The sequence below is a fragment of the Candidatus Neptunochlamydia vexilliferae genome (genome assembly GCF_015356785.1).
Lineage (GTDB): Bacteria > Chlamydiota > Chlamydiia > Chlamydiales > Simkaniaceae > Neptunichlamydia > Neptunichlamydia vexilliferae.
Genome location: NZ_JAAEJV010000031.1, coordinates 1 through 23,680, shown reverse-complemented (window position 1 = coordinate 23,680; position 23,680 = coordinate 1). Strand labels below are relative to the sequence as shown.

Annotated in this window: 20 protein-coding genes and 1 pseudogene; 12 read left to right on the top strand and 9 right to left on the bottom strand. The window is 46.4% G+C overall.

Translation table 11 applies throughout. The features are described 5' to 3' along the window. Positions 1-178: 178 nt before the first annotated feature. Positions 179-337 (top strand): annotated as a pseudogene (locus NEPTK9_RS06080) (type II toxin-antitoxin system RelE/ParE family toxin); the annotation flags it as partial. A gap of 5 nt (positions 338-342) precedes the next feature. Continuing rightward, positions 343-645: an addiction module antidote protein gene (locus NEPTK9_RS06075; RefSeq protein ID WP_194847938.1), complete on the top strand. Its 303-nt coding sequence runs from the start codon at positions 343-345 to the stop codon at positions 643-645. Here NEPTK9_RS06075 and hemW read toward each other — a convergent pair. Together hemW and NEPTK9_RS06065 are read right to left on the bottom strand one after the other, a co-directional pair. Next, a complete protein-coding gene (hemW, locus tag NEPTK9_RS06070) occupies positions 631-1,791 on the bottom strand; it encodes a radical SAM family heme chaperone HemW (RefSeq protein WP_194847937.1) in 1,161 nt (386 codons plus the stop codon). The two genes, NEPTK9_RS06075 and hemW, sit on opposite strands and share 15 nt — an antisense overlap. After that, positions 1,763-2,215, bottom strand: coding sequence for a hypothetical protein (locus NEPTK9_RS06065; RefSeq protein ID WP_194847936.1), 453 nt, complete (start codon positions 2,213-2,215; stop codon positions 1,763-1,765). The genes hemW and NEPTK9_RS06065 overlap by 29 nt, the downstream gene beginning before the upstream one ends. Positions 2,216-2,288: 73 nt before the next feature. On the opposite strand from NEPTK9_RS06065, the gene NEPTK9_RS06060 reads away from it, so the two are divergent. Genes NEPTK9_RS06060 through lpdA form a run of 3 tightly spaced genes read left to right on the top strand, consistent with a single transcriptional unit; the run spans position 2,289 to position 7,331 of the window. Continuing rightward, entirely contained in the window at positions 2,289-4,895 is a 2,607-nt protein-coding gene (locus tag NEPTK9_RS06060) for a 2-oxoglutarate dehydrogenase E1 component (RefSeq protein WP_194847935.1), read from the top strand. Then, complete coding sequence (gene sucB, locus NEPTK9_RS06055) at positions 4,892-5,986, top strand: dihydrolipoyllysine-residue succinyltransferase (RefSeq protein WP_194847934.1); 1,095 nt, start codon at positions 4,892-4,894, stop codon at positions 5,984-5,986. The genes NEPTK9_RS06060 and sucB overlap by 4 nt, the downstream gene beginning before the upstream one ends. Further along, on the top strand, positions 5,979-7,331 hold the full coding sequence (gene lpdA / locus NEPTK9_RS06050) for a dihydrolipoyl dehydrogenase (RefSeq protein WP_194847933.1): 1,353 nt from the start codon (positions 5,979-5,981) through the stop codon (positions 7,329-7,331). Before sucB ends, lpdA begins: the two co-directional genes overlap by 8 nt. 96 nt (positions 7,332-7,427) lie before the next feature. Here lpdA and NEPTK9_RS06045 read toward each other — a convergent pair whose 3' ends face one another. The 3 genes from NEPTK9_RS06045 to tnpA all read right to left on the bottom strand — a co-directional run bounded on the left by NEPTK9_RS06045 (position 7,428) and on the right by tnpA (position 12,071). Continuing rightward, the gene (locus NEPTK9_RS06045) at positions 7,428-9,542 is read right to left on the bottom strand and encodes a hypothetical protein (protein ID WP_194847932.1); all 2,115 of its coding nucleotides are present in this window, start codon (positions 9,540-9,542) and stop codon (positions 7,428-7,430) included. Positions 9,543-9,792: 250 nt separating this feature from the next. Further along, a complete protein-coding gene (gene ltrA, locus NEPTK9_RS06040) occupies positions 9,793-11,175 on the bottom strand; it encodes a group II intron reverse transcriptase/maturase (RefSeq protein WP_228547054.1) in 1,383 nt (460 codons plus the stop codon). 461 nt (positions 11,176-11,636) lie between these two features. Continuing rightward, positions 11,637-12,071, bottom strand: a complete 435-nt coding sequence (tnpA, locus tag NEPTK9_RS06035) for an IS200/IS605 family transposase (RefSeq protein WP_194847931.1) — start codon at positions 12,069-12,071, stop codon at positions 11,637-11,639. 175 nt (positions 12,072-12,246) lie between these two features. On the opposite strand from tnpA, the gene NEPTK9_RS06030 reads away from it, so the two are divergent. The 3 genes from NEPTK9_RS06030 to NEPTK9_RS06020 all read left to right on the top strand — a co-directional run bounded on the left by NEPTK9_RS06030 (position 12,247) and on the right by NEPTK9_RS06020 (position 13,380). Next, complete coding sequence (locus NEPTK9_RS06030; RefSeq protein WP_194847930.1) at positions 12,247-12,453, top strand: hypothetical protein; 207 nt, start codon at positions 12,247-12,249, stop codon at positions 12,451-12,453. A gap of 116 nt (positions 12,454-12,569) precedes the next feature. Continuing rightward, complete coding sequence (locus NEPTK9_RS06025; protein WP_194847929.1) at positions 12,570-12,827, top strand: 2Fe-2S iron-sulfur cluster-binding protein; 258 nt, start codon at positions 12,570-12,572, stop codon at positions 12,825-12,827. Further along, a complete protein-coding gene (locus NEPTK9_RS06020; RefSeq protein WP_228547053.1) occupies positions 12,817-13,380 on the top strand; it encodes an iron-sulfur cluster assembly accessory protein in 564 nt (187 codons plus the stop codon). Before NEPTK9_RS06025 ends, NEPTK9_RS06020 begins: the two co-directional genes overlap by 11 nt. Here the strand turns inward: NEPTK9_RS06020 and NEPTK9_RS06015 are convergent. After that, positions 13,377-14,606 carry a hypothetical protein gene (locus NEPTK9_RS06015; RefSeq protein ID WP_194847928.1) on the bottom strand — a complete coding sequence of 410 codons (1,230 nt, stop codon included), beginning with the start codon at positions 14,604-14,606 and terminating at the stop codon, positions 13,377-13,379. The two genes, NEPTK9_RS06020 and NEPTK9_RS06015, sit on opposite strands and share 4 nt — an antisense overlap. A gap of 333 nt (positions 14,607-14,939) precedes the next feature. On the opposite strand from NEPTK9_RS06015, the gene NEPTK9_RS06010 reads away from it, so the two are divergent. The 4 genes from NEPTK9_RS06010 to NEPTK9_RS05995 all read left to right on the top strand — a co-directional run bounded on the left by NEPTK9_RS06010 (position 14,940) and on the right by NEPTK9_RS05995 (position 18,472). After that, a complete protein-coding gene (locus NEPTK9_RS06010; RefSeq protein WP_228547052.1) occupies positions 14,940-15,563 on the top strand; it encodes an adenylate kinase family protein in 624 nt (207 codons plus the stop codon). Between the two features lie 386 nt (positions 15,564-15,949). Further along, complete coding sequence (locus tag NEPTK9_RS06005) at positions 15,950-16,549, top strand: type IV toxin-antitoxin system AbiEi family antitoxin domain-containing protein (RefSeq protein WP_194847927.1); 600 nt, start codon at positions 15,950-15,952, stop codon at positions 16,547-16,549. Beyond that, positions 16,536-17,405, top strand: coding sequence for a nucleotidyl transferase AbiEii/AbiGii toxin family protein (locus NEPTK9_RS06000; protein ID WP_194847926.1), 870 nt, complete (start codon positions 16,536-16,538; stop codon positions 17,403-17,405). Before NEPTK9_RS06005 ends, NEPTK9_RS06000 begins: the two co-directional genes overlap by 14 nt. Before the next feature lie 170 nt (positions 17,406-17,575). Beyond that, on the top strand, positions 17,576-18,472 hold the full coding sequence (locus NEPTK9_RS05995; RefSeq protein WP_194847925.1) for an Rpn family recombination-promoting nuclease/putative transposase: 897 nt from the start codon (positions 17,576-17,578) through the stop codon (positions 18,470-18,472). Positions 18,473-18,656: 184 nt separating this feature from the next. On the opposite strand, the gene NEPTK9_RS05990 is transcribed toward NEPTK9_RS05995, so the two are convergent. The 3 genes from NEPTK9_RS05990 to NEPTK9_RS05980 form a co-directional block, all read right to left on the bottom strand. Continuing rightward, the gene (locus NEPTK9_RS05990) at positions 18,657-21,944 is read right to left on the bottom strand and encodes a DEAD/DEAH box helicase (RefSeq protein ID WP_194847924.1); all 3,288 of its coding nucleotides are present in this window, start codon (positions 21,942-21,944) and stop codon (positions 18,657-18,659) included. 94 nt (positions 21,945-22,038) lie between these two features. After that, the gene (locus NEPTK9_RS05985; RefSeq protein WP_194847923.1) at positions 22,039-22,908 is read right to left on the bottom strand and encodes a nucleotidyl transferase AbiEii/AbiGii toxin family protein; all 870 of its coding nucleotides are present in this window, start codon (positions 22,906-22,908) and stop codon (positions 22,039-22,041) included. After that, a complete protein-coding gene (locus NEPTK9_RS05980) occupies positions 22,905-23,513 on the bottom strand; it encodes a hypothetical protein (RefSeq protein WP_194847922.1) in 609 nt (202 codons plus the stop codon). Before NEPTK9_RS05980 ends, NEPTK9_RS05985 begins: the two co-directional genes overlap by 4 nt. Between the last annotated feature and the right edge of the window lie 167 nt (positions 23,514-23,680).

The following is a 23,680-nucleotide window of genomic DNA, read 5'->3' as shown; positions in this document are numbered from 1 at the left end:
GATCATGTAGGAGCAATGAATATTTTAGCCCGAGGACTATCGGGTCTTAGCCTGTGGAGTGAGTCTATAGATCTCACATTGAAGCAGGAACCAGCAGGGGTTAGCGATAAGAGCCTGCTCCTAGGGTGTATTTAGACAACCTGGGAATCCTCTTCCTTTAGGGAGAGGAGGATGTCAAGAACTGAGAATTCATTATGGACCTGGAATTAGAGTTTACTACTCAAGAGTAGGAAATAAAGTTATTTTACTTCTCTGTGGAGGAGATAAAGGATCCCAAACAAAAGATATTAAAAAAGCAAAAGAATTCCTTCAGGATTATAAGGGTAAAGAGGATTAAGAAGTATGGCAAAAAGTAGAAAATACCAAGATTGGTTAATTGAAAGACTTAAAGATCATGATGAAGCGGTTGCTTATCTAAATGCTGCTTTAGAGGAAAGTCTTAAAGGGGATGAAGAGTCCCAGCATCTTTTTCTTCTAGCAGTCAGAAATGTTGCCGAGGCTCAGGGTGGAATATCAAACCTTGCTAAAAAAGCTCGTTTAGGAAGAGAGAGTTTATATAAAACTCTTTCAGACAAAGGAAACCCAAAGTGGCATACCCTTGCTTCTTTAATTATTGCTCTCGGTTTAAACCTAAGGCTCAGTTAAACCCCGGAGTACTACTACTGTCAATTGCTTGAATTTTTCTTTTTCTCCATGTTCAGCTGGCAAAATCACCTTTTCAGCGACGGTATCGTAGAAAAGGCGCCCCTTTTCGGTCAGGCGCGCGCGACTTTCCTCATAGGTGAGCCACCCCTCCTCTGCAAGAGCGGTTAGAAGCGCCTCTGTTGAAGAGGGGATGTCAAGCAATGCAATCCCTTCTGTCATACGGAGGCCCACCGCAATCTTTTCATGGAGACTTGCAAGGGGAGGAAGTTTTTCCTCAAAGTCGACCGGAAGTTTTCCCGTCTGAAGCGCTTGAATATATTTCGAAAGGGAGCAGCTGTTTTGAAACCGCTTCCCACCCCAATAACTAAAGGCGGAGGGGCCCAGCCCTAAAAACTCTCGCCCTGTCCAGTAGCCGGTGTTATGGACCGAGAGTTTTCCAAAGGCTGAGATTTCGTACCGGTGGAGCCCCACCTCTTCAAAGCGGTCGCAGGCATAGGCGAGCATCGCAGCGGCTGTTTCTTCATCGGGAAGGTGGGGGAGAAGCTTTTCTTTTCTCTTATGAAAAACAGTATGGGGCTCGATCGTGAGGTTATAGAGGGAAAGGTGGATGATGGGAAGCTTAACGGCCCTATCGACCGTCTCTTTCCATGTCTCTAGTGTTTGGTGGGGGAGCTCATACATCAGATCGATCGTAATATTGTCGATCCCCGCCTCTTTAGTGATTTGAACCGCATCGATTGCTTTTTGAGCGGTATGATTTCGGCCCAGATGTTTAAGAAGGGGATTGTTGAGCGACTGGACGCCGATGCTCACGCGGTTCACTCCTAGGCTATAGAGATGGTTCATCAGCTCGGGGGTGACATCTTCGGGGTTGGTTTCAACGGTGACTTCGGGAGCAGAGACTTGGGCAAGAGCTTGCTCGATCCCCTTGACGCAAAGGGTGGGAGTTCCTCCACCAAAGTAAATGGAGACAAGCTCCCGCCCCTCGATTTGGGGACGGCGGAGCTCCCACTCCATCTGAAGGGCTTCTAAAAAGGGAGTTTGGTCCCGGTTAGGGATCACATAGAAGTGACAGTAGGGACACTTGCGGGTGCAGAAGGGAAAATGAAGGTACAGACTACCAGGAGTCAGCGTCTGGGTCTTCAAGGATTCCCCGTCGCCACCGGTTTTTGTCGCTAAAGGGGTCTTCCTCATCATCAGCGACAGTGGTTCCTCGTTCCTCATCATCGGCTATCGTGGTCCGCCCTTCGGTCTCATAGGAGGTCGCTTGAGACTCTTCCTCGAGGCCAGCGTTGGTCATCCCCCCGCCTTCTTCGAGGTCCCCTCCAAGGGTATGGGGCTCCTGATAAGCACGTTGTTGGGTATTCCGCTTGGGAACGGTGTATTCGTCCGCGTCTCCCCCATCTTTTTGGGTCTGGATCCGCTGCTTTTCTTCGATCACCCGCTTCTTCAGGGCATCAATCTCTCCCTTATGCTTCTCGATATCCTTCTTAGGGACAAGGCCTAAGTTGAGCCACTGCTCGAGATCATGGAGCTCCAGCTCCAGCTTCTTTAGTCGTTCACTTTTCATAAATCGGGATCATACGCGATTTTTCCTTTTTGGGAAAGGGAAAGATTGATATAGACAAAAGGAGAGGGAAATAATGTCTGACTATGCCAATCTTTCAAACTTGAAGTATATCGAAGGCCTTTACACTCAATACCTAGAAGATCCAATGAGTGTTAAGGAGAGCTGGAGACATTTTTTTGAGGGGGTGAGCTTTGGGTCATCGCTCAAAGTGCCTAGCAACTCTTTTCCCTCTCGGGAGTTGATCGATGCCTACCGGCGCGATGGCCACAAAGGGGCCCACTTTAACCCCCTTGGTCAAGGGGAAAAGCTCCAATTTTTTGAAGAAAAAGACCTGGATCAGAAGGTTCCCACCTCCGGATTCCTCAAAGAAGAGGAGGTTCCCTTAAGGGTTCTCATCGAGGCGCTAGAAAAAACCTACTGCGGAACGGTGGGGTTTGAGTATATGGGGATGGCCTCTCCTGAGTTAGAAGGATTTATCCAGGAAAAGATCGAACCCTTTTTCGAGCCTTCCTTCACTCAAGAAGAAAAGCAGGCGCTCCTCGACCACCTGACGCGCGCTGAGCTTCTCGAAAACTTCATCCACATGAAATATCCCGGACAGAAGCGGTTTTCCCTGGAGGGGGGAGAGAGCCTCATCCCGATGCTCTGGGAGCTTGTCCATGAAGGGGGAGAAGAGGGGATTGAGCAGGTGGTCCTGGGGATGGCCCACCGGGGACGGCTCAACGTCCTCACCAACCTTTTGGGAAAGCCCTACTCCGACCTCTTCCACGAGTTTGAAAGTCACTATGTTCCCGCCTCTTTTGAAGGGTCGGGCGATGTCAAATATCACAAAGGATACGAAGGCTCCCTTGAGACCAAAAAGGGGAAGTCGGTGGCGATGATCCTGTGCGCCAACCCGAGCCACCTCGAAGCGGTCGACCCCGTTGTTGAGGGAAAAGCGCGGGCAATTCAAGAGCAAAAGTTTGAGGGGAAGACCGCTCCCGTCCTCCCCTTGTTGATCCATGGAGATGCCTCGGTGGCTGGGCAGGGGGTGGTTTACGAAACCCTCCAACTCTCCAAACTTACCGGCTACCAAACGGGGGGAACGATCCATGTGGTGATCAACAACCATATCGGTTTTACAGCGAGCCCCAAAGAGACCAAGTCGACCCGTTACTGCACCGACATTGCCAAAGCCTTTGGCGCTCCCATCTTCCATGTCAATGCCGAAGACCCCGAACGGTGTGCGGCAGCCGCCAAGCTTGCTGTCCAAGTGAGGCAAAAGTTTGGGTGTGACGTTTTTCTTGAGCTGAACTGCTACCGAAAGTATGGCCATAACGAGGGAGATGAGCCCGCCTTCACCCAACCGAAAGAGTATGTCGAAATCCGAAAAAAAGAGGGGATCCGGGCCCTTTATTCCAAAGCGGTCGGGATGGAAGGAGACCCCACCTTTAAAGAGACGCTCGAAAAAGCGCTTGCAACGACTAAAGAAGGTTTCCCTCCACCGAAAGAACCTCCACCCTTTCCTTCTCTGCTCGACCCTGTTGAAACCGCCATCCCTTTAGAAAAACTCATCGCCCTTGCCACAGAATTTGTGAAGGTCCCCGAGACCTTTAAGATCAATCCTAAGCTGGGCCGCCATGTCAATGACCGCCTCGAAGCCATTTCTGGCGACCCAAAAGCTCCCCATGTCGACTGGGGCCTTGCCGAGCACCTCGCCTACGCCACCCTCCTGGTTGAAGGGGTCCATGTTCGCCTATCAGGGCAAGACTCCAAGCGGGGAACCTTTTCCCACCGCCACACCACTTTCACCGACCAAGAAACCGCCGAGCGCTACTACCCCCTGTCCCACCTCAGCGGCACCCAAGCTCCCTTTGACGTTTACAACTCTCCACTCTCCGAATATGCCGTCATGGCCTTTGAGTATGGGTATAGCCTCGCCTATGAAAAAGGGCTCACCTTGTGGGAAGGGCAGTTTGGTGACTTTGCCAACGGCGCCCAAATCGTCATCGACCAGTTTATCGTCTCTTCCGAGCAAAAGTGGAACCAACCCTCCGCCCTCACCCTCCTTCTCCCTCACGGCTACGAAGGGCAAGGACCCGAACACTCCTCGGGGCGGATCGAACGGTTCTTACAACTTGCTGGTAACGACAGTTTATACATCATCGTTCCATCCACCCCTGCCCAATTTTTCCACAGCTTACGGCGTCAAGGGGTGACCCCTCTGATCAAACCCCTCGTCATCTTCACCCCCAAAGCCCTCTTACGGTATCCTCCCTCTCTTTCCAGTCCCGAGCAGCTTGCAACCGGCCGTTTCGAAGAGGTTCTCGATGATCCCACCGCCCCCAAAAATGTGAGGCGACTCATCTTTTGCAGCGGCAAGGTTTACTACGATCTTGTTGAACATCGGAAGCGGGACGACATCGCCATCATTCGGATCGAACAGCTCTATCCCCTCCACACCGAAAAGATCGAAGCGCTCCTCAAAAAATACTCGGGCTTTACCGAATGTTTTTGGGTCCAGGAAGAGCATGCAAACCAAGGGGCCTACACCTACATTCAGCTTCCCTTGCAAAACCTCCTTCCCGAAAAAGTCGAGCTACGGTATGTCGGAAGAAGTGGAAGTGCATCGACAGCCGCAGGTTCCGGTGCCCTTCACAAAAAAGAGTTAGAAACCTTCCTCAAAGAGGCACTCCAATGAAAGTAGAAATTAAGGTTCCTTCCGCTGGCGAGTCGGTCACAGAAGCGACCGTTGCCCAGATCCTCAAAGAAAATGGCTCGGCGGTCAGTAAAGAAGAAGAGATCCTCGAACTTGAAACCGACAAAGTGAACCAGGTCCTCTATGCTCCCGAAGGGGGCACCCTTCAGCTCACCGCCTCTGTCAATGATGTTGTCAAGCCTGGGCAAGTAATCGGCCATGTCGACACCGAAGGAGCTCCCGCAGCTGCAGCCGAACCCAAAAAAGAGGAAGCACCCCCATCCCCTCCACAACCCACCGGAGGAGGTGTCCGCATTTTCCCCGAAGAAAGCCTTAAAGAAGCGCCCCCTCCTCCCGCACCTGCCGCTCCCGCCGCCCCAAAGATCGAAGGGCAAACCCGGAAGCGGATGAGTGGTCTGCGCCGCACCATCGCCAAACGGCTTGTCGAAGTCAAAAACAACACCGCCATGCTCACCACCTTTAACGAAGTCGACATGTCAGCCATTTTAGAGATCCGCGCCCGCGAAAAAGAAGCTTTCCTCAAAAAACATGATGTCAAGCTGGGCTTTATGTCCTTCTTCGTCAAGGCATGTAAAGCCGCTTTACATGAGTTTCCCGATGTCAACGCCTTTATCGATGGAGAGGAGATCGTATATAGCACCGCCTGTCACATCGGCATCTCCGTTTCCACCCCCAAAGGGCTGATGGTTCCCGTCCTTAGAAATGCCGAGACCCTCACCTTTGCTGGGATCGAGAAAGAGATCCAAGCCTTTGCCAAAAAAGCGCGTGAGGGGACCATTAGCATCGACGACTTGCAAGGGGGAACCTTTACCATTACTAACGGGGGAGTTTTTGGTTCGATGCTCTCCACACCGATCCTCAACCCACCCCAAAGTGCCATTCTCGGGATGCATAACATCGTCAAAAGAGCCGTTGTGATCGATAACACAATCGTCATCCGTCCCATGATGTACCTAGCCCTGAGCTACGACCACCGGATTATCGACGGGAAAGAAGCGGTGAGCTTCCTTGTCCGCGTTAAAGAGATGCTCGAAAAGCCCGAACGCCTTCTTCTAGGAGAGACCGATGTTTGATGTTGTTGTCGTTGGATCGGGCCCCGGAGGGTACGTTGCCGCCATCCGCGCCGCCCAGCTGGGCCTTAAAACCGCCTGCATCGAAAAAGAAAAGGTCCTTGGCGGCACCTGCCTCAACGTTGGCTGCATCCCCTCCAAGAGTCTCCTCCACTCCTCCGAAGTCTACTATCACCTCCTCCATGAAGGGAAAAACCTCGGCATCGACGCCCAGCCCCAAGCCAACTTTCCCCAGATGATGACCCGCAAACAAAACGTCGTTGCCGGCTTCAACCAAGGGATCCAAGGACTCTTCAAGAAAAACGGCGTCACCTTCCTCACCGGAACCGCCAGCTTTAAAGATCCCCACACCCTCCTCGTCGACGACCAAGAGGTCCAAGCCAAAAACATCATCCTCGCCACCGGTTCAGAGCCCACACCCCTTCCCTTCCTTCCCTTTGACGAGCAGAAAATCCTCTCCTCGACCGGCGCCCTCGCCCTCAAAGAGGTTCCCAAAAAGATGATCGTCATCGGCGCCGGGATTATCGGCGTTGAGCTCGGCTCCGTCTACAGCCGCCTCGGAACCCAGGTTCACTTCATAGAATTCCTCGACCATATCTGCCCCACCATCGACACCGCCCTTTCCCAAGGGCTCCAAAAGCTCCTCACCGCCCAAGGGATGACCTTCCAGCTTTCCTCTAAAGTGACCGGAGCCACCGACACCACCCTCACCCTCGATTCTGGCGAGACCCACACCGCAGACGTCATCCTCGTCGCCATCGGCCGCCGTCCCTACACCCAAGGCCTCGCCCTCGAAAACGCCACTATCACCCCCAACCCCCAAGGGTTCATCCCTATCAACAACAACTTCCAAACCAGCCAACCCCACATCTACGCCATCGGCGACATCGTCGACGGCCCCATGCTCGCCCACAAAGCCTCCGAAGAGGGGGTTGCCGTCGCTGAGCTCATCGCTGGCCACACCCCCACCCTCGACTACCTTGCTATCCCGAGCGTTGTCTATACCTATCCCGAAGCCGCCGCCGTTGGCCTTACAGAAGCCGAAGCCAAGGCCCTAAAACTTCCCATCAAAACGGCCCAGTTCCCCCTCCGGGCGAACTCCCGCGCCAGCTGCACCGGCGAGACCCAAGGTTTTGTCAAAATGATTGCCCATAAGGAGACAGACCGTCTCCTGGGAGTCCACATCCTCGCCCCCCATGCCGGCGAGCTCATTGCCGAAGCGACCCTCGCGCTCCAAACCAAAGCGACCGCCGCGAGCCTTGCCCACACCTGCCACGCCCATCCCACCCTCTCCGAAGCGCTCAAAGAGTGCGCTCTGGGTCTCACCACCAAACCCATACATATGTAAACCCCGAATAGTGCCACTAGGCAATACTTCAGGGTAGTAAAAAGCCCCTGCGGTTTCCCACAGAGGCCTTCCTTAGGAGTTAAGTTTTATTATTGATTAATCACTAGAGCTGTCTTGATGATCATTAGAATGGTTATAAGAATTGTTATTCACGATAATATTGTTATTGTTGTTTTTTATCAAATTTTTATTGGGTGAGTTGTTGTCCGAATCACTAGAATAAGAGCTAGAGCTGCTGGAATCGGTATCGTTTTTGCAATAGCTATCATCTGAGAGATTGCTAGACAACCCTAATGTCATGGGCTTTTTTAATTGATCTAAATCTCTTTCGGTCTCGAACTGATCCAGCTCGATTAAGGCTTTTCGAAGAGTGGCTATAGAATCTTCTTGAGATGCATTGGAGCTACTAGCAGAATTATCAGGAATCTTTGCAAATAGGTATAAACCAGTAGTAGTATCTTTTTCAAAAAGGGAATTATCTTTGAAGAAGTCTTTGAGGATCAAAGGAGAGCTTGTAGTTGTTCCACTACTACTATTTTCTTCTTCCTTGGTTAGTAATTTGACCATATTTACATGCGGCAGCACAATCCTGTAGAAGGACCTAAGAAGAGTCGGTGACCCATGTCCCTCTTTTCCCGCTAGAATAGAAAGGATCTTAATGATTTCAGCTCTGACTGGCTGTAGTGTGTGTGCATCTTTAGCACTTAATTTTATAGCTTTGGAAGTTCTTGGGTTCACTATCAAACTAGCCTCTGCACCTGAGCTAGAGGGGGAATGGTAATCTTTGATAAAATCTTGTAAATCGTTAAGCTCATCTATTTTCTTTTGAGCCTCAATTTCATCTGTATTAACTTTAGTTTGTAGATCTTCCCAGAATTTTCCAAAGCGTTCTCTCATCGATGCATGGGATTGTAAAATAGCCTGTTGCTCATTTTCAAAGTCTTCTTTTGTTTTTTCTGTTCCTGTTGTTTGGAATAAGGCGGCTGTATTTTGATCAAAAGATGGGAGCGTTTGCTCAAGTTGCAGCAATCTAGCTTCTCCAGTGGGGGGGTTAGTATCTTTAGCTGGAGCAAGTAGAGTTAAATCATCTATGAACCCTTTTAGGAAGTCGTGTGCAACTTCCTTAAGATCACGGAATTGGTCTCTTTCTTGAATAAGAGTGTTTTGTTTTTGGATAATATTTTTCTGGAAGCCTTTGTCCTTTAGTAGAGCTTCTGCCAGGTCTCTATAAACTATACCGTAATCCTTTCCTGTGTGTTTGCTAATTTCCTCTGCATGGGTCTTGAGTGCTTTTTCAATCTTTTCTATGGATGTGGTAGTTCTGTGGCAGTTTACAAATGTTGTAACTGTACTTTTCCCCCATAGGTTTTGTGTATAGGTTTTCATAAAGAAGGTGGATGCTGAGGCCTCCTGGCGGTTGAGCTCTACACTTAATTTTTCTTGCGCAATTTCAATGATTCCTTCAAAAACTTCAAGTGCAAGCCCTTTTACTCCAGAAAGGGTTTCGATTCCTTCCCGCCAAGGCTTGATGCGTTCTTCTGCATGTTTAAAGAGGGCTAAGAAGTCTCCGGATTCACCAAAGCGATCTGGAAGTTTACGAAGTTCAGCTTCGATCTTTGGGTCGAACTTTCCATTGCCTACAAATTCCTTAAACTTTTTGTAGTCTAGCTCATACTCTCCTCTGGAGCTAAACTTGGAAGTTGAAGAATGGCTTTGTAGAGTAGCATCAATTGCGCTTAATGCACGAAAAGCAACTGCAAGTTCTTTTGTAGGGTTTTCTATAATGTCACGTTTTTTATTACTTGCTTTGGCCTTAGCAGCTCCAACGGGAAGTGCGATGAAGAAAAAGACAATACAAAGGATGTAGGTGAGCGAAGAGGTATCTTTTGTCACAGAGCTCCAAGCTGACTCTCTACTTTTTACGTATTGTTGTGCTGTATCTTTTGTATCTTGGGTTGTGCTTATAACCTCTACCCTATCTCGGAGATCTGAGGTTATTCTTTCATAGACATAGTCATCCGAATCGCTCGAATCGTTTTGACTGAATATCAAGGTTTGAGGGCTAGATGAATATTGGTTACCCGAACCTATACCTTTCACTCTTCTATTAAAGACTGAATTGGTATCGCTACCATCAGAATCTTCAGAACTAGAGTTTTGAAGAATCTGATATCCGTTATTTTTTGTAGAATTTGCCCAAAGCTCTTGCATTTTATTAACTCCTTCGCAATAAGTGATTTGTGTATTTACACTTTTTGCGCTGTATTTTTACATTAATTTTTTATTTCAATAGTAATATTATAACACATTTAACTATAATTAATCAAACATTATAAATAAATCGTTAGATTCTATATATAAGCAACTTAAGAAATCGGGATAGGGAGGCCCTCTCGGGCTTTCCCTCCCACACCACCAGGCATACGGGTCCGTACCATGGCGGTTCGATAAAGTTAAATGTCTATACAGGAGCAAGTGTTGGCAATCCTGCTTCCTTGAAATACTTGATACTTAGAGCTCTCCTTACCTGAGGAATGTGACTTAACATCCAAGGACCTCTCGAACTCATGGCTGCCCATACGGCATCTTTCTCTTTGATGCCTAGTTTGATTAGTTCCTTTCTTCGCTTCTTAAATGTTTTCCATTGCTTCCAATGGATGCATCTTAGGCGACGACGTATCCATCCATCTAGCTCCTTGAAGATTGATGAGGTTTCGCAATATCCAAAGTAGCCTCGCCACCCTTTCATATACTTTGATAACTCATTAATCCTTTCCTCCATATTTATGCTTCGGTTTCGCCTGGTAAGTTGCCTTATTTTGACTTTGAACCTAGCTATGGATTCAGGTGCTATTTGTCGACGGTTGGGGTCTTTCCCCCCTGTAAAGGTAAAACCAAGGAATTTTCTTCTGCGTGGGAGATCTACTGCACTTTTGTCCTCATTTACCCTTAGTTTCAACCGCTTTTCGATAAAGCGAGTGATACTTCTTTTCACTCTTTCTCCTGCCCGCTTGCTTTTGACGTAGATATTACAGTCGTCTGCGTAACGAGCATGTTTGTGACCTCTTGCTTCTAACTCTTTATCGAGTTCATCTAAGACCACATTGGATAAGAATGGTGAAAGTGGGGATCCTTGTGACACGCCCTTCGTCGTCGGGCTTGTTAGCCCGCCGCTCATTGCTCCAGCATTGAGATAAGACCGTATGAGTTTTAAGGCTCTTTTGTCTTCTATCTCTTTTGTTAGCTTACTCATAAGCCTGTTATGGGGGACACGATCGAAGAATTTCTCCAGATCGATGTCCACTACGTATTCGTATCCCATCTTTAGATACTTTTGAGCTTGTGCTATTGCTTGGTGCGCTGATCGTCCGGGACGAAATCCATAACTATGTTCTGAAAATTTCGGATCCCAGGACGGTTGGATGGTTTGCAATAGTGCTTGTTGGATAAAGCGGTCGAGAACACAAGGAATTCCTAAAATTCGCGATCCTTTACCCTTGGGTTTTGGAATCGCAACTTGTCTGACCGGCTTTGGTTTGTAGGTTCCACTTAGAAGTTGCGCTTTTATGTCGAGCCAATTTCTTTTCAGGTGTTCTCCTAAGCTATCGACAGTCATTCTGTCAATTCCTGGGGCTCCTTTATTTTGTTTGACTCGCTTAAGCGCTTGTTTCAAGTTGTTTCGTTCACATACTGCCTCCATTAGATGTCTGTTAAACATTGGCTTTTCAGATTTCAGGTCCAATAAGGTAGAATCAGCTCCCATCATAGGTCCTTCTGGTTTCACCTTCACTTCCTTTGATAGGGCCTCTTTAATCGAGGTTTTCTGCCTTTTGGTATCTTCCATATTTCCTGCTCCTAATTAGCTCTCTTTATCGTTCAGGCCTTCAGCGACACAAGTCGCCTAATATGCCTTCTGCTGACTTCTCATCACCGTTTCCATAGAATTGCTCCCATGAATGGTCCGCGCATAGCCGACAGATGATGAGATCTCCCAGGGTAAGCTTAAATACTTTCCGTGCACAACTGCTGGATTTACGTTGCCGGTTCTTGATGGATATGGACTTTGCTGCCTAAAACCTGCTCGTCCGACCTTCACGCTTATTTATCCAATTTCTGTTCGTCAGCTCACACTTTTGTTCCACGCTTCCTTCAGACTCCACCTCGCGATGATGCCCTTGCGCTTCCCTATTCTTCACCTCCATCAGGTTGAAAGAGAGACTTTCACTCTCCTAGTATTTAAGCGTGCCTGGCACGCTTTAACCACTCTGGCTTGCAAAGCCAGAGATTAGGATTTGGCATGAATGCCTAATTTACGACTTTAAAGTCACCAAATTTATCCTCTTTAGCTTCTTGTTTCTCAATATAATCCTTAATCATCTGATCCGTAACATTTCCGGTTGTGCGTACAAAATACCCCACAGCCCATAAATGCTTTCCCCAATACTTCTTTTTCAGCTCTGGGAACTCCATCTGTATTTTTCTTGACGTCTTACCTTTCAAGTACTGAACCAACTTGCTTACACTTTGATAGGGCGGAATTGATACATATATGTGAACATGGTCAGCTAAAATCCTTCCTCTTATAATCTCTACCCCATTATCTCGGCAAATTTCCTGGATCAAATCTCTTGCTCTATTCCCAATGTCTCCTACCAATACCTTATATCGGTACTTAGTTGCCCACACCAAGTGGTAAGTACAGTCGTGGATTGTATGGCTTGTTCTTCTATAGTATTGCATGCCTAAACATTATACATGCTGAAGCGACGCGCTGCAAGCGCGGGGTTTTCTCCCAAATTTGGGACAATAAAATAATAGCTATATAGGCGAGGTTTTTGGTTGAAGAAACAGCAGAAAAATGTTATAATAAAGGTCTCCTTAATAACACTTTTTAATAGTCTTAGGAGGCTTTAAAATGGATAATAACCCTAATAACGTAAAAGAGCTCGAAAAAACAGTGGCTAAACTAGAGAGTCAGGCAGACCTTCTAGAGGCTGAGCTCACCTATTTAAATGGATTGCTGATTGAGGTTGGGTTCCCTGAGGGGATCGAGACGCTCAAGGCAACGGCTGAGGAGCTTCTTGCTGAAGGGAGCCCTAGCTCCCATCTAAGAGGCCTATAATCTTTTTTTAAGGATTTTCAGCTTGTAAAGGGAGGGCCCAATCGGGTCCTCCCTTTCTTTTTCTTGATTTTTTGCTCCTGCTACGTTTTAATAGCCTAAAAAACAGGATGTGAACCATGGCAAAATTGATTTTGAATGATGAGGAAGTAGAGCTTGAGGATGGCTCTCCGATTAAAGATGTGTGTGAGGAGGCGGGGGTTCCCTTTGCCTGTACGGAAGGGGTCTGTGGCACCTGCGTGATTGAGGTAAAGGAAGGGGCTGAGAACCTCTCGGAGATGACCCAGGAGGAACTCGACTTTTTAGGGGAGACCGATGAGGAGCGGCTTGCGTGCCAGTGCCAGATCAAACAGGGGACGGTGAAAATTGACTACTGAAAAGATCACCCGTGACATGACGATCGATGCGATTTTGGGGAGTTTTCCCCAGAAGAGTCAACGGATTGCTCAAGAGCTGACCAATGCAGGACTTCAATGTGTCGGATGTCAGGCGGCAACCTGGGAGACCCTTGAGGTGGGGATGCTTGGCCATGGCTTTGATGAGAAGGCGATCGAGGATCTTGTCGAGCGGCTCAATGCTCTGCTTGAAGAGGAGACCGATCCGACGACGATTAGTCTAACCGAGCGAGCTGCAGAGAAGTTTCGAGCCATTCTAATAGCGGATAAGAAAGAGGGGTGGGCTCTGCGTCTTGGTGATAAGCCAGGAGGGTGTGGGGGTTTTGAGTATGTCCTTGATTTTTCTGAAAAAGCAAAAGAGGATGACGTTCTTTTTACCTCTCATGGGATCGATATCCATGTGAGTCAAAAAGTGCTTCCCCGACTTCTTGGATGTGAAGTGGACTATCTAGAGGGGCTGATGGGGTCTGGTTTTAAGATTACCAATCCCAATGTGAAGGGATCGTGCTCCTGTGGGAATTCTCAGAGTTATTAGAGGACTTTGTAGGGCATTCCCCAGTTTTTTAAACTGTTGACGAGCTCGTTAAATCTGACGTTATTCTGACTTCTGTGGGGATACTTGCTTTGATCTTCTTTGCTTGTTTCTATGAAATATTTAATGGCGTTCAGCTCTGCCTTTTTAAGTTTACCCAACTTTTTTTCCTGAATTGCTTTTGCAGCGGTATAGCAAGCATTTTTGTCTAAATCGTACCTGCTTTTTATTTTTGAGATGTCTGTAGCTTTTGCAGCTTCTAATAGCTTGTGGTATCGCTGTGCTTTCTCTTCTTTGTAAAGACTTACTCGTCGTCTAGAAGAGTAAGATGTAGAGTGCTGAAGTAAAGATGTAGCTTCATCGCTTGAAGATGAAGAAAGGGAGTCTAGATCCTCTTTGCTTCGATGACCGAGCTTAAAAGTGTCTATTGACTGATCAGAGCTGCTATAATGGTTTCTTCTCAAAAAGCGATTCTTTTTTTTCTGATTCCTAGTCCTTAAACTAGAGGAAGCCTTTTTCTTGCCATTAATGCTAGAGCTTTGCTCATCATCGGAACTGGAAGAGCTGTTCAGGTCAGACACTTGTGGGATCATCACTATTTCTGGCGGAATGATCTGACCTTTTAGCGCTGTCCAGACATGCCGTGCTGTTAGGTGCCGCTCAATCTCTTCATTCGTTCCTTTCAAAAGGGTTTTTAGATCTTTTTCATTGAGTGCAGGGCTTAGAGCCGTTAAGGAAGAAGAAATCCCCAGCTCGCCGATTTCTTTTGTGATCTCTTCTTTAGCCTGGGCTACAATCTTTTTTTTGCTTTCTTCACTTCCAGCACTCTCATATGTTGTTTCCCATGTTTGCTGCATTGCAAAGGCTTTTTGACGGAGAGCTTTTGCTCCTGAAGAGAGCCCTTCTAAGCTTGCGGCGTCATGAGTAGTTTTTTTTCCATCTTTATAGTGGAAACCTTCGCTATCGATGTAATCAACATCTTCTAAGCTAGCCCCTGAAGGGAGCGCTTTATGAGCCGCAAAAAGAGTTTGAGCTAAGGCTTCAACCTTCTGTTGTTCAATCGGATTAATAGGATAAAACTTTCCACCTTCCCCTATGTTTACGACATAGTAGACCTTGCCATCAACGGTCATCGTGGCGAAATGACCCTTTCCGGCTTGCTTGGCCCTTAAGATTAAGTCTTGGCCCCGTGAGGTATAATCTGATCTGGCTGAGGTTAAGCTGCTCATTATTTTTCTTAATTATCTATTTATTATTGCCTTAATTATAACATATTTCGCAATTAAAGTTAATTAATCTATATTGCATTGGTTTTTAGCGATTTAAATTATTAGTAGGAAAATAATCGGGATGTGGTATGGTGAAAATAGAGGGAAAAGATTAATTCACTGATAGTAAATGACTTATGGAAAGTCGTATTCTTCCTAGAGGAGATCGTCAAGTCAAGCCCATTGGGAGGGTTCCTCATAGGAGGAAAGTTCAAGGCGCCCGATGGATAGAGCCCCAAAGTGGGCTCTTGAAGCAGGGCAACGGAGAAATTTCCCCTAGGAGGGACCAAAACAATGAGGAATGATTTGACGATGTGCTCTCAGGTCGATGAGAAGTTTCAGGCGGTTTTGATTTTTGGCCCCCCAGGCTCGGGAAAGGGGACTCAGGGGAAGTTCTTGAGCAGTGCGGGGAACCATTTTCACCTCTCTTCGGGGGACGTTTTTCGGGGGCTTTCCCCGGAGTCTCCGGCAGGCAAGCTCTACCACAGCTATGCGGGGAAGGGGGAGCTTCTCCCCGATAATGTGACGGTCGAGATCTGGCACCACTATGTGATGGGGTTGATCGCCACCAACCAGTACTTCCCGAAGGAGCAGCTCCTTTTGCTCGATGGGATCCCTCGGACGGTGAAGCAGGCGGAGATTTTGGAGCGGTATACGGTGATCAAGAAGATCATCCTCTTGGAGGCGAAGGACTCGAACGTTTTGGTTCAGCGGCTAAAGCGGCGGGCCTTAATTGAGAAAAGGCATGACGACCGGGATGAAGGGGTTCTGAAGAAGCGGATGGAGATCTACGAGAAGGAGACTTTTCCTCTTCTGGAGCACTATGACGAGAAGTTGATTGCTCGGTTTAACGCTGAACTGCGTCCTCTAGAGGTGCTCCGCGACATCCTCGTCTCTCTTTGCGACCTTCTGTCATAATAACCTGAGTTTTGGGTTTATTTCACTCAGCCTCAGGGGATTTTAGCTTTCTTTTCTCCTTTTTGATCTCGGAAAGGGCCATTTAGACCCTGACCTTCGACCCAAAAGAAGAAAATTTAAGCAAAACTCCCTCTGGGGCTAAGCAAACTAAACCCAAAACTCAGGTTAATCGTGAGTGGCTTGTGTGGGAGTTCCATCTCTTGAAAATTTAATAGAAACACCCAGTTGACCGTGTTGGGTGTTTCTGAGTTGCACTTCCTGGAGATGTTATGCAACATCCCCGGCTCTCTTTGGGATTCTAATTCTTATATTGTTTATAATTAAATGTTTACGTCTTTTTCTTCAAAACTATTGCACTAATGTTATGAAAATTATAATATTTGTGCATGGAAAGGGATAATCAACTTTTTGAAATAGCAGACCGTCAGCAAGGCTATTTTACTGCAAAACAAGCTGAGGCATGTGGTTATGCTCGTTCTAACTTTCATCTAAGGCTATCTTCGGGAGAATGGCTTCAAGAGGGAAGAGGGATTTATAGACTAGGGCGTTACCCTGTGACCGACCGCCCTGAGCTTGTTCTATGGAGTCTTTGGAGTAGAAATCGCAAAGATGATCCCCAGGGAGTTTGGTCTCATGAGACGGCTCTTGACATTCATGAGCTGTCTGATGTGATGCCAGCAAAAATGCATATGACTGTGCCCCCTAACTTTCGGAGGCGTGTTGAAATTCCTAATTTGCTTTACCTTCACCGTGGAATTTTAGAAAAATCTGATGTAGAGGAAAGGCAGGGATATAAAGTGACAACCCCTCTAAAAACTCTGATGGATGTTATTGATGCGGGAACGGTAGCGGATAACTTCATTTTTCAGGCAGCCCACCAAGCTATTGAACGGGGAATGATTCTCAAAAAAGAGGTCAATGCACTCCAGTCAAGTTATCCTAATATCTATAAGAAATTGGAGAGAATTTTTGATGACACCCTCTAAAACAGCAACAGATTTTCGAAGAAGCTTAGAAGCGCGCTTGAAAAACACTTCTGTTAAGACTGGGCAGGATCTACACCGAATTCGTAGAAAAGTTGCTTTTGAAAGGCTTTTGGCCAGAATCTTTTGCTCAGAATCAAATGGTTTTGTTTTGAAGGGGGGATATGCAATGGAGCTCCGTATTGCTTCTGCTCGAGCTACAAAAGACATTGATTTAACCTGTTTGCGCAGAGCAGATGATCAAGATATTTCGATTGAAAGTGTCATTACTGAAGAACTTCGAGAGTTAGCAAAAAAGGATCTTAATGACTATTTTACCTTTGAGATTGGCCAAGCAAAAAAGGATTTAGACAATGCTCCTTATGGAGGAGCTCGGTATTCCGTGGCTTCTTTCCTTGATAAGAGATTGTTTGTTAGATTTCAGCTAGATGTAGGAGCAGATTCTGTTGTAGATGAGGTTGAGTTTATGGAAGGCTCTGACTGGTTGGGTCATTATGGAATTGAAAACCCTAAGATGAGAATGATTTCAATTGAGCAGCAGTTTGCTGAAAAACTTCATGCTTACTCTCTTCCGCGTGAACAAAGAGTTAATACCCGAGCTAAGGATTTGGTAGATATGCTCCTCCTTCTTGAGCTGAGGGAAATAGATGGAGAGAGCTTAATAGATGTTGTTCAAAAGATCTTTCGCGTTAGGAGAACGCATCCTCTTCCAAAGAATCTTGAACCTCCTCCACCTGAATGGGCTTTAGTGTATGAAGCTCTTGCTAACGAGTGTGGAATTACATTGAGTATGTTTCAAGCCTATGAAGAGTTAAACAAGTTTTTTGGTGCAGCGGCTGAAGCAGCGGGCTTTAATTGAGAAAAGGCATGACGACTGGGAGAAGGGGTTCTAAGAAGCGGCATGATATAACACTAAGCTGTGCCCTCTAGAGGTGCTGCGCGACATCCTCGTCTCTCTTTGCGACCTTCTGTTGCAGTGCACGATTTAATGGTTGTCACTAAAAAAAGAGTATGGGAAAATAAAGTGGTATGATCACAAAAACACGCTACTTAGATCCAACCAATGATGTGTCATTCCGGAAGCTTTTTGGAACGGAAGGACATAAGCCACTTCTCATTAGCTTCCTCAACTCGATCCTTTCTCTAGAGGGGGAAAGGAGAATCAAGAGAGTCGATTTTTTGCCTAAAGACCAGGCTCCTTTGATCAAGGAGACTAAGGAGAGCATCCTCGATATCAAGTGTACCGATGAAAGGAACATGCAGTATATCGTTGAGATGCAGAACCGGAAGGTTCCTGCATTCGTTAAACGGACCCAGTTTTATGTCGCCCACAGCTATGTCACCCAGTTTCCATCGGGATCGCAGTACGTAGAGCTCAAGCCGGTGATCCTTCTAGCCATTGCGAACCATGAGCTATTTCCGAATAAAGGAAGTGTGATTTCCTATCACAAAACCCTGGATGTTGATACGTTGGAGCATGATCTAGAAGACATGTCCTATGTTTTTATTGAACTTCCAAAGTTTGCCAAAGGAGAGGGTGAGCTAGAAACGGTTCAAGATAAGTGGCTCTACTTTTTTAAAAACTGGGAAATAAGTGGAGAGGTGCCCCCAAGCATAGAGGAAGAAGAGCTTCTTGAGGCCTACCATTCAATGGAAGAGTATAATTGGAGTTTGGCGGAGAGAGAAGCCTACGTCAAAGCTAACATTGCCCTTGTGGACGAGTATGATGCGCGGAGAAAAGAGCGAGAAGAGGGACTGGAAGAAGGTCTTCAAAAAGGGATGGAGAAAGGGCTAGAAGAAGGGGAAAAGAGAAGGTCCTTGGAGATTGCTAGGGTGCTCCTTCAGCAAGGGCTTTTGCTTGAGCAAGTGATAAAGGCAACGGGTGTGTCAAAAGAAGATCTTGATGATGCTTCAATCCATTCTTGAACTTGTTTGGGGTATATACCCAAAAAAATTCAAGAGTTGGTTTTTGCCTACGCCTGCATCCCCATCTTTAACTCCCTCTGCATCGCCCCTATCTCCTGGATAGGGGACTGCTTCGAGGGATCTAAACCTGGGGCGCCGGCTTTGGCAAATTCCCAATTTTTGAACTTGTTTGGGTATACTTGCTTTAACTGAGAGGTTCTAAGAGGTATTCGAGGTCTTCTGGGGTTAGGCTTGAGTGCTTTTTCTGCTTTTGGTCAAATAAACCATCCATTAGGGCCTGTTTCTTTTCTTGCATTTTGAGAATTTTCTCTTCAACGGTGTCTTTCGTGATGAGTTTATACACAAAAATCGGCTTGGTTTGCCCAATTCTGTGGGCGCGATCGGTCGCTTGGTTTTCTGCTGCGGGGTTCCACCAGGGATCGTAATGGATGACGGTATCTGCTGCTGTCAGGTTGAGCCCAGTGCCCCCTGCTTTTAGACTGATGAGAAAAATAGGGTTATCCCCCTCTTGAAAGGAGCGGATGGCTGTTTCTCGGTCTTTGGTTTGTCCTGTAAGCTTGGAGTATGAAACTCCGGTCTCTTTGAGATGCTCCTCGATAAGTGCGAGCATGGAGGTAAAGCTTGAGAAAAGAAGAATTTTTCGCCCTTCTTCGAGAAGGTCGGAAAGCATTCCTTTTAAAAAGGTTAGCTTTGCCGATAGTTTCACATCTTTAGCGCTATTGAGTTTAATTAATCTGGGATCACAGCAGACCTGCCTAAGTTTTAATAAGGCATCTAAGATAATGATTTGGCTGGAGGCAAATCCTTTACTTTTTAAAGCTTGGGAGACCTTTTTTTGCATCGCTAGCCGAATCGCCTCATACAGGTTTCTTTGGTCACCCTCAATCTCGACCGTCTGAATGATTTCAGTTTTTTGGGGGAGTTCTTTAGCAACTTTTTCTTTTGTTCTTCTCACCATAAATGGAGCGACTCTATCAGCGAGTTTTTTCTGCATGGATGTGGATCCATGTTTTTCGATAGGGGTGCGGAAAATCCGCTTAAACTGTTTTGAGTTTCCAAGTAGCCCAGGATTAGCGAAGTTAAAAAGAGACCATAGCTCTTCGAGGTGGTTTTCCATCGGGGTTCCTGTTAAGCATATCCGGTGGTTGGCTTTAATAGCGTGGCAGATTTTTGCCGATTTCGAGCGAGGGTTTTTGATCGCTTGTGCTTCATCAAGGATAAGGGTGTGGTAGTCATGTTCACAGAGGTGTTCGTGATCTCTAGAGAGCAGAGGATAGGTTGTAAAAACGACGTCGAACTCAGGGATTGATTTAAAGTGGCTTTTTCTATCAGGGCCATAGAGGGTTAAAGTTTTTAGGTTTGGAGCGAATTTTTTTGATTCTTGCATCCAGTTTGTCATCAAGCTTGTAGGGGCGACTACGAGGGAAGGTATTTTGGCTTTTAATTTTTTTTTCTCGGCACAAATATGGGCGAGTGTTTGGACCGTTTTCCCTAATCCCATATCATCTGCTAAGATGCCTCCTAACTCATGCTCGCTTAAAAACTGGAGCCAATTGAGCCCCTCTTGCTGGTAAGGTCGCAGTTGAGCCTTAAACTCTGTTGGAGGGGTTACGGGAGAAATTCCTTTGAAGTTTTGGAGCTTTTCTGCAAAGTGTTTGAGATTTCCTCCTCCTTCCCAGTCTATATCAAGGGCCTGAGTGGTTTTTAGTAAATCCCCAGCTCTTAATCGAGGAAGGGTGAGCTTTCCACCCTCTAGGCTATCAGGATCGCTTAACTCGCATAGCGTAGATAGGATTCCTTTAATCTTCTTTAGGGGGAGCTGAAGGTACCGTCCATCTGAAAGCTGCGCAGCCACCTGGAAATCCTCGCCTACCTCCTCAATAAACTCAGGTGAGAGTATTTCTGGTGACTTTTTAATAAGAGAGACAATAAAAGGGAGTAAATTGATTTTTTCTCCATCGACTTCGATTCCAAGTTCTAGATCGAACCATTGCATTTGGCTCCCTTCATCGATATCAAAATACCACTCGCTTTCCTCTTCGATGCACTGGTAAGGGAAGGAGTCATCAATGGTGATTGACCACCCATTTTTTTTCCAAATAGGGAGTGCGTTCATGAAGGCGGAGGCTTTATATTCCTCTTTCCAGTCTCCATAACCTATTGTGAAATCGCCTCGATACTTTTCTTCGATGTATCTATAGGGATACCCCTGTTCTAAAGGATTAATCACATTTTCTTTTTTAAACGTTTCAAGGAGTTTTTTTTCTGCGGCAAAGCAGCGGGGTATTTCTACGAGATCTTCTCCCGCACTCTCATATAAAACGGGATCTTCTTGAGACGTAGAAACTTTTGTATCTTCATAGAGAAAAGAGGGGGTAATCAGGGGGTGCATTTTAGGCTCTCCCCACTCGTAAGGGTTGACATCCCTTGCTCCAAAAAGATCGAGGTGGAGCTTTGGGTTTATTTTTTTTGCTATAATCGTATAGGTCTTGGGAGCGGGGAGACTCAAGTTGTTTTTTTTAAGAGCTTCTTTGAACTCTCTCACTTCAGTAGGAGCGATAGGGGGAGCCTGAAGCAAAGGGGAGAGAGAATCTAGTTCAAGATTTGATATAAGCGGGCCACATTCATTCTGATGGGCATCAAAATACCAAGGAGGGGAAACGGGAAGGATCTGCCCCCCTCCTTCAATCTCTGATTTTAAGTATTGGCGGCCATCATTAAGGAGTTGCCAGCTTAATTTCAGATAACGAGGCTCTGCAATTTTTAGGGGGGACTCTTTAAACTCTCCAAAAAAGGCACGGTCGGTCTCTAGAAGCCTTCGGAGAATATAGCCAGAGTTTGACTGTTTTAGATAGAAGGAGCCATATGAATTGAGGTTAGCTTTTTTCATTTTTAACAAAAGTTCGGCATCAATCGGTGCGGCGTTACGTGTCCATGAAACCGAGTCGGGGTTTGTGCTTTGAAACTTCCCAAATCCTCCATCCTTGAGAATTCCTGATTTCTCAATCCGAATGACTAAGGTTTTTTTGGGGCCATAATTGGTCTCTTCAATGACATAGACAATGCGCTCTTTAGGTTTAGCTGCTTCTTCAGCAGCCACTTTAAAGCCGCTGAACCATTCCTCCCAGTTACCGCTTTTAGGCTGAGTGGTGGGCGTAGTTTGCACACGATCTTCTAGAATACTTGCTGCCTTTAAAAGGGTAGCAACCACATGTTTGCATTGAAACCCAACAGGGCAGCTACACTCTCCATCGATCTCAAAGATCTCTCCACCTTCTATATCGGCTGAAATGCAGACTTCATAAGGGGCGTTCCTTGATCCCAAAACAAGGGAGGTGATCTCAAATGTTCCATCATCGAGCTTCTCAATGGCACACCCCTGGACAGCCCCCATGGCATAGTAGCGCTCTCCTCTATCGATACTTCCTTTGGAAAAGTAGTTTGAAAAATCAATTCGGCTCTTTAGTGTCATCTATTTGGGTCCCTATCCAACGCAAATTAAAAATTATAACCAATTGGTTTTTTTTTGCAAAATTATATTCAAATAAGCTCAAAAATTGGGAGATTTACTCATGGATGTCCATTTTTTCTACAAAAGAGGTAAGCATTTCTTTGGACCATGCATTGATGATGAGGGGGTCTTGGGTAAAGGGGCGGATGTCTGCTTTTAAACTTTCTAGATCAACGGTATCAATGCGGGTTTGCATGAGCTTTTTGAATTTGTTTAGAGTGAGTTTTTCGTTTTTTTCTAGGACCCCACCTTCTTGCATATGGATGGCAAGCCTTTGCAGGTTGAGGGTAGCTTTTTGGCGCATGAGCCATAACCAATCATACCAATCCCGTCCCTTGACACGCCCTTTCCACTCTCTAAAAAGAAGGGCATGCATTTTCCCTGCAAAAATATCTTCTAAAGCAACAGCTCTTATCCCTACATTGACAGGGGTGACTAAGAAGTGTGTTTCTGTCCGATAGGCAGGAGGGGGATGGGTGTCGACTTCGACCTTTATTTTAAGGCGTGCTTCAGGGTGGAGCTCTTTGAGGAGATCTTTAGGGACGCCGATCTTTAACATCTCACCTAGAGTCCCCGTTTTAATAAATGCGGAGCGAATGGGGGTGGCCCACTGTTTATCCTTTGTATCGACGGTGACGATGAAGCCATAAGATCGAAGCTCACTGCAGATCGCTTCGTTATAGGGAGCAAGAGAGAAATCGGGATTGGGTTTAAGGAGGGCAAAGTCTAGGTCTTCTGAAAAGCGGTCGAGCTGGTAGAGAATGCGAAGGGCGGTTCCTCCATAAAAAGCGGTATGCTCAAAGAAGCGTGCTCTCCAAAGACCGACTAAGGCAATTTCTTGGATGATTTCTTTCATTGCGCGCTCATATTCGGCTCGGTTATTGCAGGTGTAGCGGCTGAGCATTTGTTCAACGGCAGGGTTCATGCTTGGCTCCTAAGATAGTGAATCAAAAGAGAGAGAAGAGGACTTCCTCCCTTTTTTTGAATGTCAGCTAAGGTTTCTATATTGAGTTTTAAAACCGCTGACTCTTCTAAGCGAAGATCTTCAAAAAGAAACATTTCTAATTCCTCTTCGGTTTTTACTTGAGGCTTTTTTACGTAAAATAGATCAGCTAAAGCTTTTTCAGGGGTGGCTATTAAGATATACCGATTCCGACTCAAGATTTGGGTTTTCCCTGCGCCAGAATCTCCAGCTTTAACCCCCTCTGCATCGCCCCTATCTCCTGGATAGAGGCCTGCTTCGATGGGACTAAATCTGGAGCGCTGGCTTTGGCACCCCCCCAAATCTTGAGTCGGAATGGGTATAGGTTTTTCCTCGAGAAGGGTAAAACCGACTCCATATAAGGATAAGGGAATGGGAGTATAGCTAAATCGTCCTACAGGGGTGTTATAAAGACGCTTTCTTTTAGAAGTGACTGAGGTTACTTCTACGACATGCTCAGGAATCATCCCGTAGTAGGCTAGAGCATACTCTAAAGAGACATAGGAAGGGCCATAAATCTTATTGGCTAGAATTTCTAAGCTATACATGCGGTGGCGGTGTTTTTCGCCAAAAACATAGAGCCCTTTTTTGACTCGAATAAGATCTCCCGCCTTGAGCAGGACACCTGCAAAGTCTAAGTCATATCCCTGCCAACCTGGTAAGTGTACGGAGAGGATTAACTAAGTAACCTATTGCCTGCATAGGCAAGCTTTTC